Source organism: Streptomyces sp. NPDC020807, from assembly GCF_040641575.1.
Classification (GTDB): Bacteria; Actinomycetota; Actinomycetes; order Streptomycetales; family Streptomycetaceae; genus Streptomyces.
This window is the reverse complement of the sequence record NZ_JBFADU010000033.1, coordinates 25,653-39,996: the sequence shown is the minus strand read 5'-3', so window position 1 is coordinate 39,996 and position 14,344 is coordinate 25,653. Positions and strand designations below refer to the sequence as shown.

Sequence of the window (14,344 nt, the reverse complement as noted above, 5' to 3'; positions counted from 1 at the left end):
CTCCATCGCGTGCACGGGTCTTTACCCGTCATCGGTCAGCGTGTAACTGTGTTACAGAGCCACCTGACGCCACGTCAGGTCGACTGTTGTCCCGAAGGGCGGTACGTCATGGCACGAGTACGGTACGGAGCGCGCAGCGACGCCGAGGCGGCGGCGGCGCGCGAACGGTCCGCGAAGCTCCCCGACATCTGGTCCACCGGAGTGGTCGCCGTCTGGGAGACCGACCCCGACGTCGTCGCGGCGGTCCTGCCGCCCCCGCTGAAGCCCACCGGCCGCCCGCTCGTCCGGGCCAACATCAGCAAGGTCGACCTCCCCGGCTACCCCCTCGGCGCCGGCTCCGTCGCCGTCGCCGCCGCCCACGGCGACCGCGAGGGCTGGTACCCGCTGGTCATGCCGATGACCCACGAGCGCGCCCTGATCGGCGGCCGCGAGGTCTTCGGCGAACCCAAGAAGCTCGGCGAGGTGAAGGTCGAGCGCGACGGACTCGTCGTCAGCGCCTCCCTCGCCCGCCACGGCATCGCCTTCGTCGAGGTGCGCGGCGCCGTCTCCGGCGAGCTGCCGGTCCCCGCGCCCGCCGAGAAGACCGACTTCTACTTCAAGTTCCTGCCCGGCGTCGACGGCACCGGCTTCGACGCCGACCCCGTCCTCGTCCACTGCGTCCGCAACGAGAAGGTGCGGAAACTGGAGGGCGTCACCGGCGACGTGGTCCTCCGCGAGTCCATGTACGACCCCGTCGCCGACCTCCCCGTCCGCCGGATCGTCGAGATCACCATCGGCGAGAAGACCACCGACCAGAAGGGCACGGTCGCCGAGCGCGTCTCCGCGCAGGCCCTCCTCCCGTACATCCACCAGCGGTACGACGACCCGCTCCAGATCCTCGACGGACCGCCGGAGGGGAGCGCCTGATGGAGCTGCGCGCAGGACAGGTGGCCGTCGTCACCGGCGCCGCGAGCGGCATCGGACTCGCCATGGCCCGCCGCTTCGCCGCCGAGGGCCTGGCCGTCGTCCTCGGGGACGTCGAGCAGGGCGCCCTCGCGGCCGCCGCCGAGGAACTGACCGGGAGCGGGGCCCAGGTCCTCGCCCGGACCGTCGACGTCTCCGACCAGGACGACGTCCGGGCCTTCGCGGACGCGGCCTACGACACCTTCGGCAACGTCCACGTCCTCTGCAACAACGCGGGCGTCGGCTCCGGCGCCGAGGGCCGCATGTGGGAGCACGAGCCGAACGACTGGAAGTGGGCCTTCTCCGTCAACATCTGGGGCGTCTTCCACGGCATCCAGGCCTTCGTCCCCCGCATGATCGCGAGCGGCCAGCCCGGCCACGTCGTCAACACCTCCAGCGGCGACGGCGGCATCGCCCCGCTCCCCACCGCCTCCGTGTACGCGGTCACCAAGGCGGCCGTCGTCACCATGACCGAGTCGCTCTACGCCCACCTCAGGGCCGAGGGCGCGAACGTCGGCGCCTCCGTCCTCTTCCCCGGCCCGCACATGCTCCGCACCGGGCTCTGGGAGTCGCACCGCAACCGCCCCGAGCGGTACGCGAAGCAGCGCCCCCGCAAGACCCCGTACCGCAGCCTCGACCAGTTCGAGGCGGCGATGAAGGAGGCCGGCAAGGAGGTCGCCTTCACCCCGGTCGAGGACGTCGCCGAGCACGTCGTCGACGGCATCCGCGCCGACCGCTTCTGGATGCTGCCGGCGAGCGAGCACAGCGACCGCCAGATCCGGGCGCGCTCCCGCTCGATGCTCGACCGCGCCAACCCGTCGTACCTGGAGAGCTTCATCCTCGACTGAGGCGGCGGGCTCCCGCGTACAAGAGGACACCGAGACACGCGAATCATCCCGAGGACAGTGACATGACGTACGAAGACCCGTACCTGATCATCTCCTCCGACTGCCACGCCGGGCTGCCCACCGAGCAGTACCGGCCCTACCTGGACTCCCGCCATCACCGCGCCTTCGACGAGTTCCTCGCCGGCCGCGACGCCCGCCGCGAGGCGATGACCCGCCTCGGGGTGCGCAACGAGGCCTTCGCCGACAAGTGGTTCCACGACAACGAGGAAGGCCTGCGCGGCGGCTGGGACGCGGCCCAGCGGCTCAAGGAACTCGACGGCGACGGCGTCGCGGCCGAGGTCGTCTTCCCCGACGCGGACGCCGTCGACAGCCAGACCGCCGCCCCCTTCGGCGTCGGCCTCGGCCTCTCCGGCGACCAGGACCCCGAGCTCGGCATGGCGGGCGCGCAGGCGCACAACCGCTGGCTCGCCGAGTTCGTCGGACAGAACCCCGAGCGGCACTGCGGCGTGGCGCTGCTCCCCGTCACCGCCGAGCCCGGCAAGGTCGTCGCCGAGATCCACCGGGCCAAGGAGTCCGGCCTCGGCGCGCTGATGATCCCCTCGATGTGGGTGGACAAGGCCCCGTACCACGACCGCCGTTACGACCCCGTCTGGGCCGCCGCCGCCGAGACCGGCATGCCCGTCGTCACCCACTCCGGCGCCGCACCCCGCGAGGAGTACGGCGACCACCTCGGGATCTACGTCTCCGAGGTCACCTTCTGGCCCGCCAGGCCGCTCTGGTTCCTGCTCTGGTCCGGCGTCTTCGAGCGCCACCCCGGCCTGAAGTTCGGCGTCGCCGAGTCCGGCTGCTGGTGGCTGCCGAACCTCCTGTGGTTCATGGACCGCCTCTACCTGGGCGCGCACGGCGGCAAGAAGCTGTCGCCGTTCGCCGAGCTGAAGCGACCCCCGAGCGAGTACCTCGACCGGCAGGTCTTCGTCTGCGCGACCAACACCAAGCGGCGCGAGCTGGCCCAGCGGTACGAGATCGGCGTCGACAACATCCTCTGGGGCTCGGACTTCCCGCACCCCGAGGGCACCTGGCCTGCCACGCGCGCGTGGCTGCGGAACACCTTCCACGACATCCCGGTGGAGGAGACCCGGCGGATCCTCGGCCTCGCGGCGGCGGAGGTCTTCGGCTTCGACACGGCCGCGCTCGAACCGATAGCCCGCCGGATCGGCCCCACCCCGGCCGAACTCGGCCAGTCGCCCGACCAGGCGGCGGTGGAGGCGTCCTGGGCGCGCTCGCGCGAGGTGGGCCGCCACTGGCTCACGGAACACGACTTCCCGTCCCTCGGAACGAACTGAGAGGCCTCCGGGACCATGGACAGATACACCGTCATCTCGGCCGACTGCCACGCGGGCGCGGACCTCCTGGACTACAAGCCGTACCTGGAGAGGAAGCACCACGACGACTTCGACGCCTGGGCGGCGACCTACGTCAACCCGTACGAGGACCTCCTCGCGGACACCGCCGACCGCAACTGGAACTCGGCGCGCAGACTGCGCGAACTGGAAGAGGACGGAGTCGTCGCGGAAGTCGTCTTCCCCAACACGATTCCCCCCTTCTTCCCCAAGGCGTCCCTCATGGCGCAGCCGCCGACCCGCGCCGAGTACGAGAAGCGCTGGGCCGGGCTCCAGGCGCACAACCGCTGGCTGGCCGAGTTCTGCGCGGACGCCCCGGGCCGGCGGGCGGGCGTGGCGCAGATCCTGCTCAACGACGTGGACGCGGCGGTCGCGGAGATCCGCCGCACCCGCGAGGCGGGCCTCACCGGCGGCATCCTGCTCCCCGGCGTCCCGCCCGGCTCACCCGTCCCCGAGCTGTACTCGGAGGCGTACGACCCGATCTGGGCGGTCTGCGCGGAGCTCGACGTCCCCGTCAACCACCACGGCGGCTCCGCGTCCCCGCCCCTGGGCGACGAACCGGCGGCGCGGGCGGTCTTCATGGTGGAGACGACCTGGTTCTCCCACCGGGCCCTGTGGCACCTGGTCTTCGGCGGCGCGTTCCGCCGCCACCCGAACCTCAAACTGGTCCTGACGGAACAGGGCTCGGGCTGGATCCCCGGCGTCCTGGACATGCTGGACTACTACCACGGCCGCCTGGTCTCCGCCGCGACGAAGGCGTCCACCGCCGAGTCCAAGTTCGGCGCGGGACTCGCCGAGTCCATGGGCAGGGGCCCCAGCGAGGTCTGGCGGGACAACTGCTTCGTCGGCGCGAGCTTCATGCGCCCGCACGAGGTGCCGCTGCGCGAACGGATCGGCCTCGACAAGATCATGTGGGGGACGGACTACCCGCACGACGAGGGCACGACCCCGTACTCCCGCGAAGGCCTGCGCATCGCCTACGCGGGCCTGCCGAAGGACGAGGTCGCGGCCATGGTCGGCGGCAACGCGGCCCGCGTCTACGGCTTCGACCTCCCCCTCCTCGACCGGCTGGCCGCCGTCCACGGCCCGACCGTCGAGGAGATCGCCGAACCCCTCAAGGAGGTCCCGGCGGGCGCCACCAGCCCCGCCTTCGCCCCGGGCGGGTCGGTCCGCGTCTGGTGACCTCGGGGGTGCGACCCTCCTGAGGTGACCGACGCGCCCGATCCCCCCGTCCACGACGAGGCCCACGGCGGAGGCCTCGGCTCCCGTCTCAACTGGCTCCGGGCCGCCGTGCTCGGAGCCAACGACGGAGTCGTCTCCACCGCGGGCCTCGTCGTCGGCGTGGCGGGCGCCACCGAGTCCCAGGCGGCCCTGCTCACGGCCGGCCTCTCGGGCCTCCTCGCCGGGTCGATGTCGATGGCCGTGGGGGAGTACGTCTCCGTCTCCACCCAACGGGACTCGGAGGAGGCCGCCCTCGCCGTCGAACGACGCGAACTCCGCGAGAGCCCGCAGGCGGAACTCGCCGAGCTCACCGCCCTCCTCACGGCCCGGGGACTCTCCCCGGACGTGGCCCGGGAAGCGGCGGAACAGCTCACCGAACGCGACGCCCTGCGCGCCCACGCGCGCGTGGAACTGGGCATCGACCCCGACGACCTCACCAACCCCTGGCACGCGGCATGGGCGAGCTTCCTCGCCTTCACCGCGGGCGCCCTGCTCCCCCTCCTCGCGATCGTCCTCCCCCCGCCCGCGACCCGCCTCTGGATCACCGTCGCCTCGGTCCTGGCGGCCCTGGTGCTCACCGGCTGGTGGAGCGCCCGCCTCGGCAACGCCCCGACGCGCCGCGCCATCCTCCGCAACGTGGGCGGCGGCGCCCTGGCGATGGCGGTGACGTACGGCGCGGGCTCGCTGCTGGGAGCGGTGGGGGTCTGAGGCACGACCCCTTGTGAGAAGGGGCTAAAAGCGACTGACCACGGGCCTCGCATACTTGTCGGTAACCGTCCTGGCGAGCCTCGGCGCCCCCGCCTACCGTCGACGCCACGAGAACAACGGCACCGGAGGTCGTCGTCGCATGAGCACCACCACTGCCCCGCCCTTCGCGGCGACGGCGTCGACCGCCTCGCGCGTCCTCCTCGGAGCGTTCGCCGTGGCGGCGGCGGTGGACCTGGGGTCGCTCCTCGTGGGCGCCGAGCTCGGCCACGTCCTGGCCAAGCCCCTCCTGATGACGCTGCTCGCCGCGTACGCGGCCACGCGGGGCGCCCCGAAGCTCCTGACGGCGGCGCTGCTGTTCGGCTGGGGAGGCGACGTCCTCCTCCTCCTGGACGCCGACTGGGCCTTCCTCGTGGGCATGGGCTCGTTCGCGGCCGGCCACGTCTGCTACCTGGCCCTCTTCGGCCGACGGAGTACGTCCACGTTCCTCGGCCTCGTCTACCTGGGGGCGCTGACCACGACCCTCGCGTCCCTCGTGCCGGACCTCCCGTCCGACCTGCGGATCCCGGTGGCCGGCTACTCACTGCTCCTGGCGGCGACGGCCTGCAAGTCCAGCTCCCTCGGACGGCTCGCGGGCCTCGGCGGAGCCCTCTTCCTGCTCTCCGACACCCTGATCGCGACGGGCATCGCGGGATGGCCCCAGCTGCCGGTGCCCGACTTCTGGGTCATGCTGACGTACATCGGGGCGCAGTACCTGCTGACCACGGGGGTACTGCGAGCAATGTACGGTGAACGTCGTACAACCGTCTGACAGCGAGGACCGTCCGCCATGCGCGCCACCACCATCCACGCCCCGTTCGACATGCGCGTGGAGGACGTGCCCGACCCGGTCGTCCAGGACCCCACGGACGTCGTCGTCCGCGTCCTGCGCGCCTGCATCTGCGGCAGCGACCTCTGGGCCTACCGCGGCGAGGCGGCCCGGCAGCCGGGCCAGCGGATCGGCCACGAGTTCCTCGGCGTGGTCGAGGCGGCCGGCTCCGACGTCACCGGCTTCGCCGCCGGCGACCTCGTCGTGGCTCCCTTCGTCTGGTCCGACGGCACCTGCGACTACTGCGCCGAGGGCCTCCAGACCTCCTGCCCGCGCGGCGGCTTCTGGGGCTCGGTCGGCTCCGACGGCGGCCAGGGCGAGGCCGTACGCGTCCCCTTCGCCGACGGCACCCTCGTGAAGCTGCCCGCCGAGGGGGCCTCCGACGACCACATGCTCACCGCGCTCCTCGCCCTCTCCGACGTCATGGGCACGGGCCACCACGCGGCGCTCGGCGCGGGCGTGAAGCCCGGCTCGACCGTCGCGGTCGTCGGCGACGGCGCGGTAGGCCTCTGCGGCGTCCTCGCGGCGAAGCGCCTCGGCGCCGAGCGGATCATCGCGCTGGGCCGCCACACGGCCCGTACCGACATAGCCCGCCTCTTCGGCGCGACGGACGTCGTCGCCGAACGCGGCGAGGCGGCTGAGGCGGCCGTCCGCGAACTGACGGGCGGCCAGGGCGCGCACGGCGTCATCGAGGCGGTCGGCACGGAGCAGTCCATGCGCACGGCGGTCGCGATCGCCCGCGACGGCGGCTCGATCGGCTACGTCGGCGTCCCCCACGGCAGCGGCACCGGCCTCGACCTCTCGGTCATGTTCGACCGCAACATCGCCCTGCGCGGCGGCGTCGCCCCCGTCCGCGCCTACCTCGCCGAGCTCCTCCCCGACGTCCTCGAAGGCCGCCTGGACCCGTCCCCGGTCTTCGACGCCACGGTCACCCTGGAAGACGTCCCCGCCGGCTACAAGTCGATGGACGACCGCACGTCCCTCAAGGTCCTGATCAAGCCGTAACCGACACCGCCGCGTCCCCCCACGGGGGTGACCGACGAACCCCGCGGCCGACCTCAGCCGGGGGCGCAGCCCCCGGGAAGAACCCCCTCACCCGCTCCCGCCCCCGGCAGGGTTCGGGAAGGGGCGGGGTGGGGGATCCGAACGTCCTACACCTCCCACCCCGCCACGTCGCCCCCGGCCACCCCCACCGGCCGCGCCCACCCCCCGGGCCCGCCCTCGTACGTCACCGGTGACACCGCGTGCCGCACCAGCCCGAGCGCGCTCGCCGTGTCCGTGAGGTGGCGGGCGGGCTCGTACCGCGGGAGGGCGTGGGTCAGCCAGTGGCCCGTCTGCGCGAGCGCGAGCCGTACGAGCCGCGACCCGCCCTCCCGCTCCTGCTCCGTCAGCGACCGCAGCACCGCCGCCGCCAGCAGGTACCCCGTCCCGTGGTCGAGCGCCTGCGCCGGCAGCGCCCCGGGGTCGTCCGTCGACCCCTCCGTGACCGCGACCCCCGTCGCCACCTGCACCAGCGAGTCGAAGCCCCGCCGCTCCGCCCACGGCCCGTAGTCGCCCCAGGCGGAGAGCCGCGCGGTCACGAGCCCCGGCCGGTCGAGGCCGAAGCGGTCGAGCGCGCCGGGCCGGTAGCCGGTGACCAGGACGTCGGCCGAGTCGAGGAGTTCGTCGAAGGTACGGCGGTCCGACGCCCGGTCCAGGTCGAGGGCCACCGTCCGCTTGCCGACGTCCGTGTCCGCGTGCTGGTCCGGCAGTTCGGGGTTGCCGGGCGGGTCGACCCGCAGCACGTCCGCCCCGAGCAGCGCGAGCGTCCGCGTCGCCACCGGCCCGGCGATCACCCGGGTCAGGTCCAGGACCCGGAGCCGCCCGGTGCGCCGCCGGGGCGCGGCCTCGTCCAGCCGTTCCCGCGTCAGCAGCGGCCGTGAGGCCACCTCCCGCCCCTGCGCGCTCGCGGCCCACTCCTCGGGCGTCCGCAGGGCCACGGCCAGGCCCCCGGCCGCGTACACCGCCGTCTCGACGTCGACGGCCTTCCGCTCGGCGACGGCCGCGGCCACCGCCTCCACGGATTCCTCGACGCCCAGCGCCGCCAGCAGCGCCGCCCGGTGGTGCGGGTAGTTCGCGTGCGTCCGCACCCACCCGTCCGCCGCCCGCCAGAACCGCGACAGGGGCGCGAAGTTCACCGGTACCCGCCCGTCCACCCGCAGGTGGCGCTCGCTCACGAAGGCGGTGGCGACGGCCCCGTCGTCGACCCGGACCGCGGGACGGCCGGGGAGCCGCTCCACCGCGGCCAGCGAGCAGACGGCCACCGCCGCCCGCGCGAGGTCCATCACGGGCAGCCGCGCCGGCAGCAGCCCGGAGACCCCGCCGTACTCCACGCGGTCGACGAGGGCGGGATCGCCGCCCAGGGCCGACCACAGCAACTCCGTACCCGTACGCACTCCGTTGTTCATGACCGCACTATGCACAAAGGGTGGCACTGAGTGCCACCCTTTGCCTTGCGTCCACCTACTGCGTACCGCTTACTTCACGGCGTCCAGCGCGTCGACCAGACCGGCCCCGTAGAAGCCGTTCTTCTGCTTGCCGCCCTCGCACACCGCGTCAACGGTGCCGTTCCCGTCGATGTCGTACGGGTTCGTGCACGCGCGCTCGTCGGCCTGCGCGGCGAGGAGCGCCTTGAGCGCCGCCGGGCTGGCCTTCGGGTGCGAGGACTTGAGGAGCGCGAGGACACCCGCCGCGTGCGGCGAGGCCATCGACGTACCGGCCTTGTAGTTGTAGCCCCCGTTGACCGTGGTCGACAGGATGCGGCCGTTCACCGCCGGGGCGTCCGGCGTCTGGTACTCGGTGCGGTCGCCACCGGGGGCGGCGACGTCGATGACGCCGAGACCGTAGTTGGAGTACGACGCCTTCAGGTCCTTCGCGCCGGTCGCCGAGACCGTCACGACGCCCGGCAGCTGCGCCGGGTAGTCGAAGCACTCGCTCGGGTCGATGATCCGGTCACCGGGGGTGGTGTCGTTCGGGCTGCTGTTGTCGAGGATCTCGTCGGCAGCCAGGTCGAACTTGGAGTTGCCGGCCGCGGCCACATTGACCGTGCCCTTCTTCTCCGCGTACCGGGTCGCGCGGGTGACCGCCTCGATGAGGGCCTTCTGGTCCTCGTCGGTCTTGCAGGCGAACATCCACGGGTCGGTGTAGTAGCTGTTGTTCGTGATGTCGACGCCGTGCTCGGCCGCCCACACGAAGCCGCAGACCACGGCCTCGGTGTAGAAGAAGCCGTCCGGGGTCGACACCTTGATGCCGGAGACCTTGACGCCCGGGGCGACACCGGTGATGCCGACGCCGTTCTTGGCGGCGGCGATGGTGCCGGCGACGTGCGTGCCGTGGTCGCTCTCGCCCGCGTTCGGACGCCACGAGCCGGCGGTGGTGTCCGGCTTGCCGGACACGCAGTTGGCGGACGCGGCGGCGTCGAAGTTCGGCGCCAGGTCCGGGTGGGTGTCGTCGACACCCGTGTCGATGACGCCGACGGTGACGTTCTTGCTGCCGAGCGTCTTCTTGTGCGCCTGGTCGGCCTTGATGGCCGGCAGGTCCCACTGGAGGGGCTCGAGCGGGTCCTGACCGTCCGCGGCGGTGGCCGCGGCGGCCTGCGCCTCGGCGGCGGACAGCGCCTGGGCGCCCTCGCCGACCGAGTCGTCCGACTGGACGGTGAGCGGGGCGGTGCGGGTCGCACCGGCCGACAGCACGCCGCGCGCCTGCCGGATCGTCTTCGCGAACTCGGGGTTCTGCGAGTGGACGACTATGACGCCTATCTGGTCGTACGAGATGACCACTTCGCCGCCCGCGGCGGCTATCGCCTTCCGCACCGAGCCGGCGGTCCAGCGACCACCCTCGACGTTGACGACGTACGAGAGCTTCGGCCCGTTCGTCGCCACCACGGAGGCGGCGGGAGCGTCACTCAGTTCCGCGGCGGAGGCGGCGCCGGAGGGAAGGAAGCCGAGCGAGGCCGTGAGCGCGAGACCAGCAGGCAGAGCAAGAGCTCGGCCGCGCCTCGATCCCAGATGAGCCATGGGTTCTCCACATCATCCGATGTACTGCCCATACGCGGGTTTACGCACGGACAGGTGCATGACGAGTGAAGTTATCGCTGATCAGCCCATTTCTTCAATGAGTTGAGAAGACTTGATGAAGATCTGTTCGAAGATGTCACCCGTCTGAACCATTTCTCCGTGCCGCCCGTGCCGTTGGGCAGGGGAGGAGCTCCGAACCGGAGCCCCGGTTTCCACACCCCTGGTGAGGCCCCCTTGACCCAGTCCTCCGTCCCCGCGTCACGAGGAGATTCCGTGGCTACCGAAGCCCCGCCGCCGCCCAGAAACGGAGCGGAGGCCGACCGCGTCCCCGGCCGGCCCACGACGGAACAGTTCGTCGAGGTCCAGGAGGGCGAGGAGTTCGGCGAACTGCGCCGCACGTACCGCTCCTTCGCCTTCCCCCTCACGATCGCGTTCATCGCCTGGTACCTGCTCTACGTGCTGCTCTCCAACTACGCGGGCGGCTTCATGGGCACCAAGCTCTTCGGCAACATCAACGTGGCACTGGTCCTGGGCCTCGGCCAGTTCCTGACGACCTTCCTCATCGCCTGGCTGTACTCGCGGCACGCGGCGAACCGTCTCGACCCCCGAGCCGAGGCGATCCGGAACCGCATGGAGGGCGACGCATGAGCACCCTGAGCACCCTGGGCTCCACCGTCACCACCCTGGGCTCCCCCGCCACCCTGATCACGGCGGCCGACGCGGGCAACGCCACCAGCGAGCACCGGACGCTGATCATCGCCCTCTTCGGCGCCTTCGTCGTCGCCACCCTGTGCATCACCGTCTGGGCCGGCCGCCAGACCCGCAGCGCCGCCGACTTCTACGCGGGCGGCGGCCAGTTCACCGGCTTCCAGAACGGCCTGGCGATCTCCGGCGACTACATGTCCGCCGCGTCCTTCCTCGGCATCAGCGGCGCCATCGCCCTCTACGGCTACGACGGCTTCCTCTACTCGATCGGCTTCCTCGTCGCCTGGCTCGTCGCCCTGCTCCTGGTCGCCGAACCCCTGCGCAACTCCGGCCGCTTCACGATGGGCGACGTCCTCGCGTACCGCATGCGCCAGCGGCCCGTCCGCACCGCCGCCGGCACCTCCACGATCGTCGTCTCGATCTTCTACCTGCTCGCGCAGATGGCCGGGGCCGGCGTCCTCGTCTCCCTGCTCCTCGGCATCACCAGCGACGGCGGCAAGATCGCGATCGTCGCCCTCGTCGGCGTCCTGATGATCGTCTACGTGACGATCGGCGGGATGAAGGGCACCACCTGGGTGCAGATGGTGAAGGCCGTCCTGCTCATCGCGGGCACGCTCCTCATCACCTTCCTCATCCTCCTGAAGTTCGACTTCAACCTCTCGGACCTCCTCGGCGCAGCCGCCACCAACAGCGGCAAGGGAGACGCCTTCCTGGAGCCCGGCCTCAAGTACGGCGCCACCGCGCTCTCGAAGCTGGACTTCATCTCCCTCGGCATCGCCCTCGTCCTCGGCACCGCCGGCCTGCCCCACATCCTGATCCGCTTCTACACGGTGCCGACCGCCAAGGCCGCCCGGAAGTCGGTCAACTGGGCCATCGGCATCATCGGCGCCTTCTACCTGATGACGATCGTCCTCGGCTTCGGCGCCGCCGCCCTGCTCAGCGGCGACACCATCAAGGCCTCCAACAAGGCGGGCAACACGGCCGCCCCGCTCACCGCCCTCGAAGTCGGCGGCGGCGCCGACTCCACCGGTGGCGCGATCCTCCTCGCGATCATCTCCGCCGTCGCCTTCGCCACCATCCTCGCCGTGGTCGCCGGACTGACCCTGGCCTCCTCCTCGTCCTTCGCGCACGACATCTACGCGAACGTGATCAAGCGCGGAAAGGCCACCGAGCAGCAGGAGATGCGGGCCGCCCGCTGGTCGACCGTCCTCATCGGCATCGTGTCGATCGCGCTCGGCGCCCTCGCCCGCGACCTCAACGTCGCCGGCCTCGTCGCCCTCGCCTTCGCGGTCGCCGCCTCCGCCAACCTGCCGACGATCCTCTACTCCCTCTTCTGGAAGCGGTTCACCACCCAGGGCGCGCTCTGGTCGATCTACGGCGGACTGGTCTCCTCCGTCGTCCTCGTCCTCTTCTCCCCGGTCGTCTCCGGCGGACCCGCCTCCATGTTCAAGGGCGTGGACTTCCACTGGTTCCCGCTGGAGAACCCCGGCCTCGTCTCGATCCCGCTCGGCTTCCTCCTCGGCTGGGTCGGCTCGCTCCTCTCCAAGGAGGAGCCGGACGCGGGCAAGTACGCCGAACTGGAGGTCAAGTCCCTCACCGGCGTCGGCGTCGCCGCCGCGGTCAAGCACTGACCGAACCGGACCGCAGGGGTACGGACCGGAGCGCGGCGAGTCGTATACGTTCCGCGACCGAACGGAGGCCGCGTCGTAGAGTTCTACGACGCGGCCTCCCCGGTCCTCGTGACAATCTGGCCTGCTCGTTGTCCGAGAGCTCACGTAGGCTCGAACCATCAGCAACGACAACACCGCTTCACGGGGGAGGGGGCCCACAGTGCTCATCGACACCTACGGCAGGGTCGCCACCGACCTGCGCGTCTCGCTCACCGACCGGTGCAACCTGCGGTGCACGTACTGCATGCCGGAAGAGGGCCTCCAGTGGCTCGCCAAGCCGGACCTGCTCACCGACGACGAGATCGTCCGGCTCATCCGCATCGCGGTCACCGACCTCGGCGTCACCGAGGTCCGCTTCACCGGCGGCGAACCGCTGCTCCGCCCCGGCCTCGTCGGGATCGTCGAGCGCTGCGCCGCCCTGGAGCCCCGCCCCCGAATGTCCCTCACCACCAACGGCATCGGGCTCAAGCGCACCGCGACCGCCCTCAAGGCCGCCGGCCTCGACCGGGTCAACGTCTCCCTGGACACGCTGCGCCCCGAGGTCTTCAAGACCCTCACCCGCCGCGACCGCCACCAGGACGTCCTCGACGGCATGGCCGCCGCGCGGGACGCCGGCCTCACCCCGGTGAAGGTCAACGCGGTCCTGATGCCCGGGCTCAACGCCGACGAGGCACCCGACCTGCTCGCCTGGGCGATCGAGGAGGGGTACGAGCTCCGCTTCATCGAGCAGATGCCGCTCGACGCCCAGCACGGCTGGAAGCGCGACGGCATGATCACCGCGGGGGACATCCTGGAATCCCTGCGCACCCGCTTCACCCTGACCGCCGAGGGCGCCGACGAGCGCGGATCGGCCCCCGCCGAGCGCTGGGTCGTCGACGGCGGACCGCACACGGTCGGCGTGATCGCCTCCGTCACCCGCCCGTTCTGCCGGGCCTGCGACCGGACCCGCCTGACGGCCGACGGCCAGGTGCGCACCTGCCTCTTCGCGACCGAGGAGACGGACCTGCGGGCGGCGCTCCGCTCGGACGACTCGGACGCGGCCGTCGCGGAGATCTGGAAGAAGGCCATGTGGGGCAAGAAGGCCGGCTCGGGCCTCGACGACCCGAGCTTCCTCCAGCCCGACCGTCCGATGTCAGCGATCGGCGGCTGACCCGCCGCCCTCCGCGGGTTCCTCCCAGGCGCTCAGCTCCACCACGTCCTTGAGGAATCCCCGTACCCCCAGGAACTGGGAGAGGTGCTCGCGGTGCTCCTCGCACGCGAGCCACGTCTTGCGCCGCTCGGGCGTGTGCAGCTTGGGGTTGTTCCACGCGAGGACCCAGACGGCGTCGGCGCGGCATCCCTTGGCGGAACAGATCGGCTTCTCTTCGCTCACCTGATCATTGTCCAGCAACAGCGATGCCGAGCAGCCACGGGGGGAGCTGCCCGGCATCGGTCCGTCGCTCCGACGGGGGATGCGGAGCGCGTAGGCAGTATGTCACGGCACACGGGGTGCGGTGCACTGGAACTCCATGATTGATCTGAGCTTTATCTGAGGTTTCCGGCCACCGTGTGTGATCAGTTCCGGCCGTACGGGCCGTCGCCCCCCGCGCCCTCCCCGGGCTCCGACGCGCCGAGCGCAGGGCGGACCGGGGCCGGTACGAAGGTGGAGGGAAGGGACGGAGCCGACTCGCGGCCCGCGTTGGCGATCACCACGGCGATGTACGGGAGCAGGACACCGAGGGCCAGAGCCACGATCGCCACGTGCCGTTCGACGTTCCACAGCACCGCGGCGGCGATCACGGACAGTGTCCGGACCGTCATCGAGATGACGTACCGCCGCTGCCGTCCCCGGACGTCGTCCGCGAGCCCCTGACGAGCCCCCGTGATCCGGAAGACCTCGGTTCCGCCGCGCTTCGGCATCGCCGTCCACCACCCACTGGTCGTGCCGGAC

Annotated in this window: 14 protein-coding genes; 10 read left to right on the top strand and 4 right to left on the bottom strand. The window is 71.8% G+C overall.

The window, feature by feature from the left end:
• Positions 1-108: 108 nt before the first annotated feature.
• From AB0G79_RS30680 to AB0G79_RS30650, 7 genes are all read left to right on the top strand, one after another.
• On the top strand, positions 109-906 hold the full coding sequence (locus AB0G79_RS30680; RefSeq protein WP_360812232.1) for an acetoacetate decarboxylase family protein: 798 nt from the start codon (positions 109-111) through the stop codon (positions 904-906).
• Positions 906-1,790, top strand: coding sequence for an SDR family NAD(P)-dependent oxidoreductase (locus AB0G79_RS30675; RefSeq protein WP_360812230.1), 885 nt, complete (start codon positions 906-908; stop codon positions 1,788-1,790). The genes AB0G79_RS30680 and AB0G79_RS30675 overlap by 1 nt, the downstream gene beginning before the upstream one ends.
• A gap of 62 nt (positions 1,791-1,852) precedes the next feature.
• Entirely contained in the window at positions 1,853-3,133 is a 1,281-nt protein-coding gene (locus tag AB0G79_RS30670) for an amidohydrolase family protein (RefSeq protein ID WP_360812228.1), read from the top strand.
• 15 nt (positions 3,134-3,148) lie between these two features.
• A complete protein-coding gene (locus AB0G79_RS30665) occupies positions 3,149-4,372 on the top strand; it encodes an amidohydrolase family protein (RefSeq protein ID WP_360812226.1) in 1,224 nt (407 codons plus the stop codon).
• Positions 4,373-4,396: 24 nt separating this feature from the next.
• Positions 4,397-5,119 (top strand): VIT family protein, encoded by a 723-nt coding sequence (locus AB0G79_RS30660; protein ID WP_360812224.1) that lies wholly within the window; start codon positions 4,397-4,399, stop codon positions 5,117-5,119.
• A 139-nt stretch (positions 5,120-5,258) separates the two neighbouring features.
• Complete coding sequence (locus tag AB0G79_RS30655; protein WP_360812222.1) at positions 5,259-5,927, top strand: lysoplasmalogenase; 669 nt, start codon at positions 5,259-5,261, stop codon at positions 5,925-5,927.
• 18 nt (positions 5,928-5,945) lie between these two features.
• Positions 5,946-6,989: a zinc-dependent alcohol dehydrogenase family protein gene (locus AB0G79_RS30650; protein ID WP_360812220.1), complete on the top strand. Its 1,044-nt coding sequence runs from the start codon at positions 5,946-5,948 to the stop codon at positions 6,987-6,989.
• A 146-nt stretch (positions 6,990-7,135) separates the two neighbouring features.
• Here AB0G79_RS30650 and AB0G79_RS30645 read toward each other — a convergent pair whose 3' ends face one another.
• The gene (locus tag AB0G79_RS30645; protein ID WP_360812218.1) at positions 7,136-8,431 is read right to left on the bottom strand and encodes a CoA transferase; all 1,296 of its coding nucleotides are present in this window, start codon (positions 8,429-8,431) and stop codon (positions 7,136-7,138) included.
• A 69-nt stretch (positions 8,432-8,500) separates the two neighbouring features.
• Positions 8,501-10,039, bottom strand: coding sequence for a S8 family serine peptidase (locus AB0G79_RS30640; RefSeq protein ID WP_360812216.1), 1,539 nt, complete (start codon positions 10,037-10,039; stop codon positions 8,501-8,503).
• A gap of 273 nt (positions 10,040-10,312) precedes the next feature.
• On the opposite strand from AB0G79_RS30640, the gene AB0G79_RS30635 reads away from it, so the two are divergent.
• The 3 genes from AB0G79_RS30635 to moaA all read left to right on the top strand — a co-directional run bounded on the left by AB0G79_RS30635 (position 10,313) and on the right by moaA (position 13,564).
• The gene (locus AB0G79_RS30635) at positions 10,313-10,687 is read left to right on the top strand and encodes a DUF485 domain-containing protein (RefSeq protein WP_360812214.1); all 375 of its coding nucleotides are present in this window, start codon (positions 10,313-10,315) and stop codon (positions 10,685-10,687) included.
• Complete coding sequence (locus AB0G79_RS30630; RefSeq protein WP_360812212.1) at positions 10,684-12,375, top strand: cation acetate symporter; 1,692 nt, start codon at positions 10,684-10,686, stop codon at positions 12,373-12,375. Before AB0G79_RS30635 ends, AB0G79_RS30630 begins: the two co-directional genes overlap by 4 nt.
• 199 nt (positions 12,376-12,574) lie before the next feature.
• Positions 12,575-13,564 (top strand): GTP 3',8-cyclase MoaA, encoded by a 990-nt coding sequence (gene moaA / locus AB0G79_RS30625; protein ID WP_360812210.1) that lies wholly within the window; start codon positions 12,575-12,577, stop codon positions 13,562-13,564.
• Here moaA and AB0G79_RS30620 read toward each other — a convergent pair.
• Together AB0G79_RS30620 and AB0G79_RS30615 are read right to left on the bottom strand one after the other, a co-directional pair.
• Complete coding sequence (locus AB0G79_RS30620) at positions 13,547-13,786, bottom strand: hypothetical protein (protein ID WP_360812208.1); 240 nt, start codon at positions 13,784-13,786, stop codon at positions 13,547-13,549. The two genes, moaA and AB0G79_RS30620, sit on opposite strands and share 18 nt — an antisense overlap.
• Before the next feature lie 182 nt (positions 13,787-13,968).
• A complete protein-coding gene (locus tag AB0G79_RS30615) occupies positions 13,969-14,313 on the bottom strand; it encodes a DUF3099 domain-containing protein (protein ID WP_360812206.1) in 345 nt (114 codons plus the stop codon).
• Positions 14,314-14,344 lie beyond the last annotated feature (31 nt).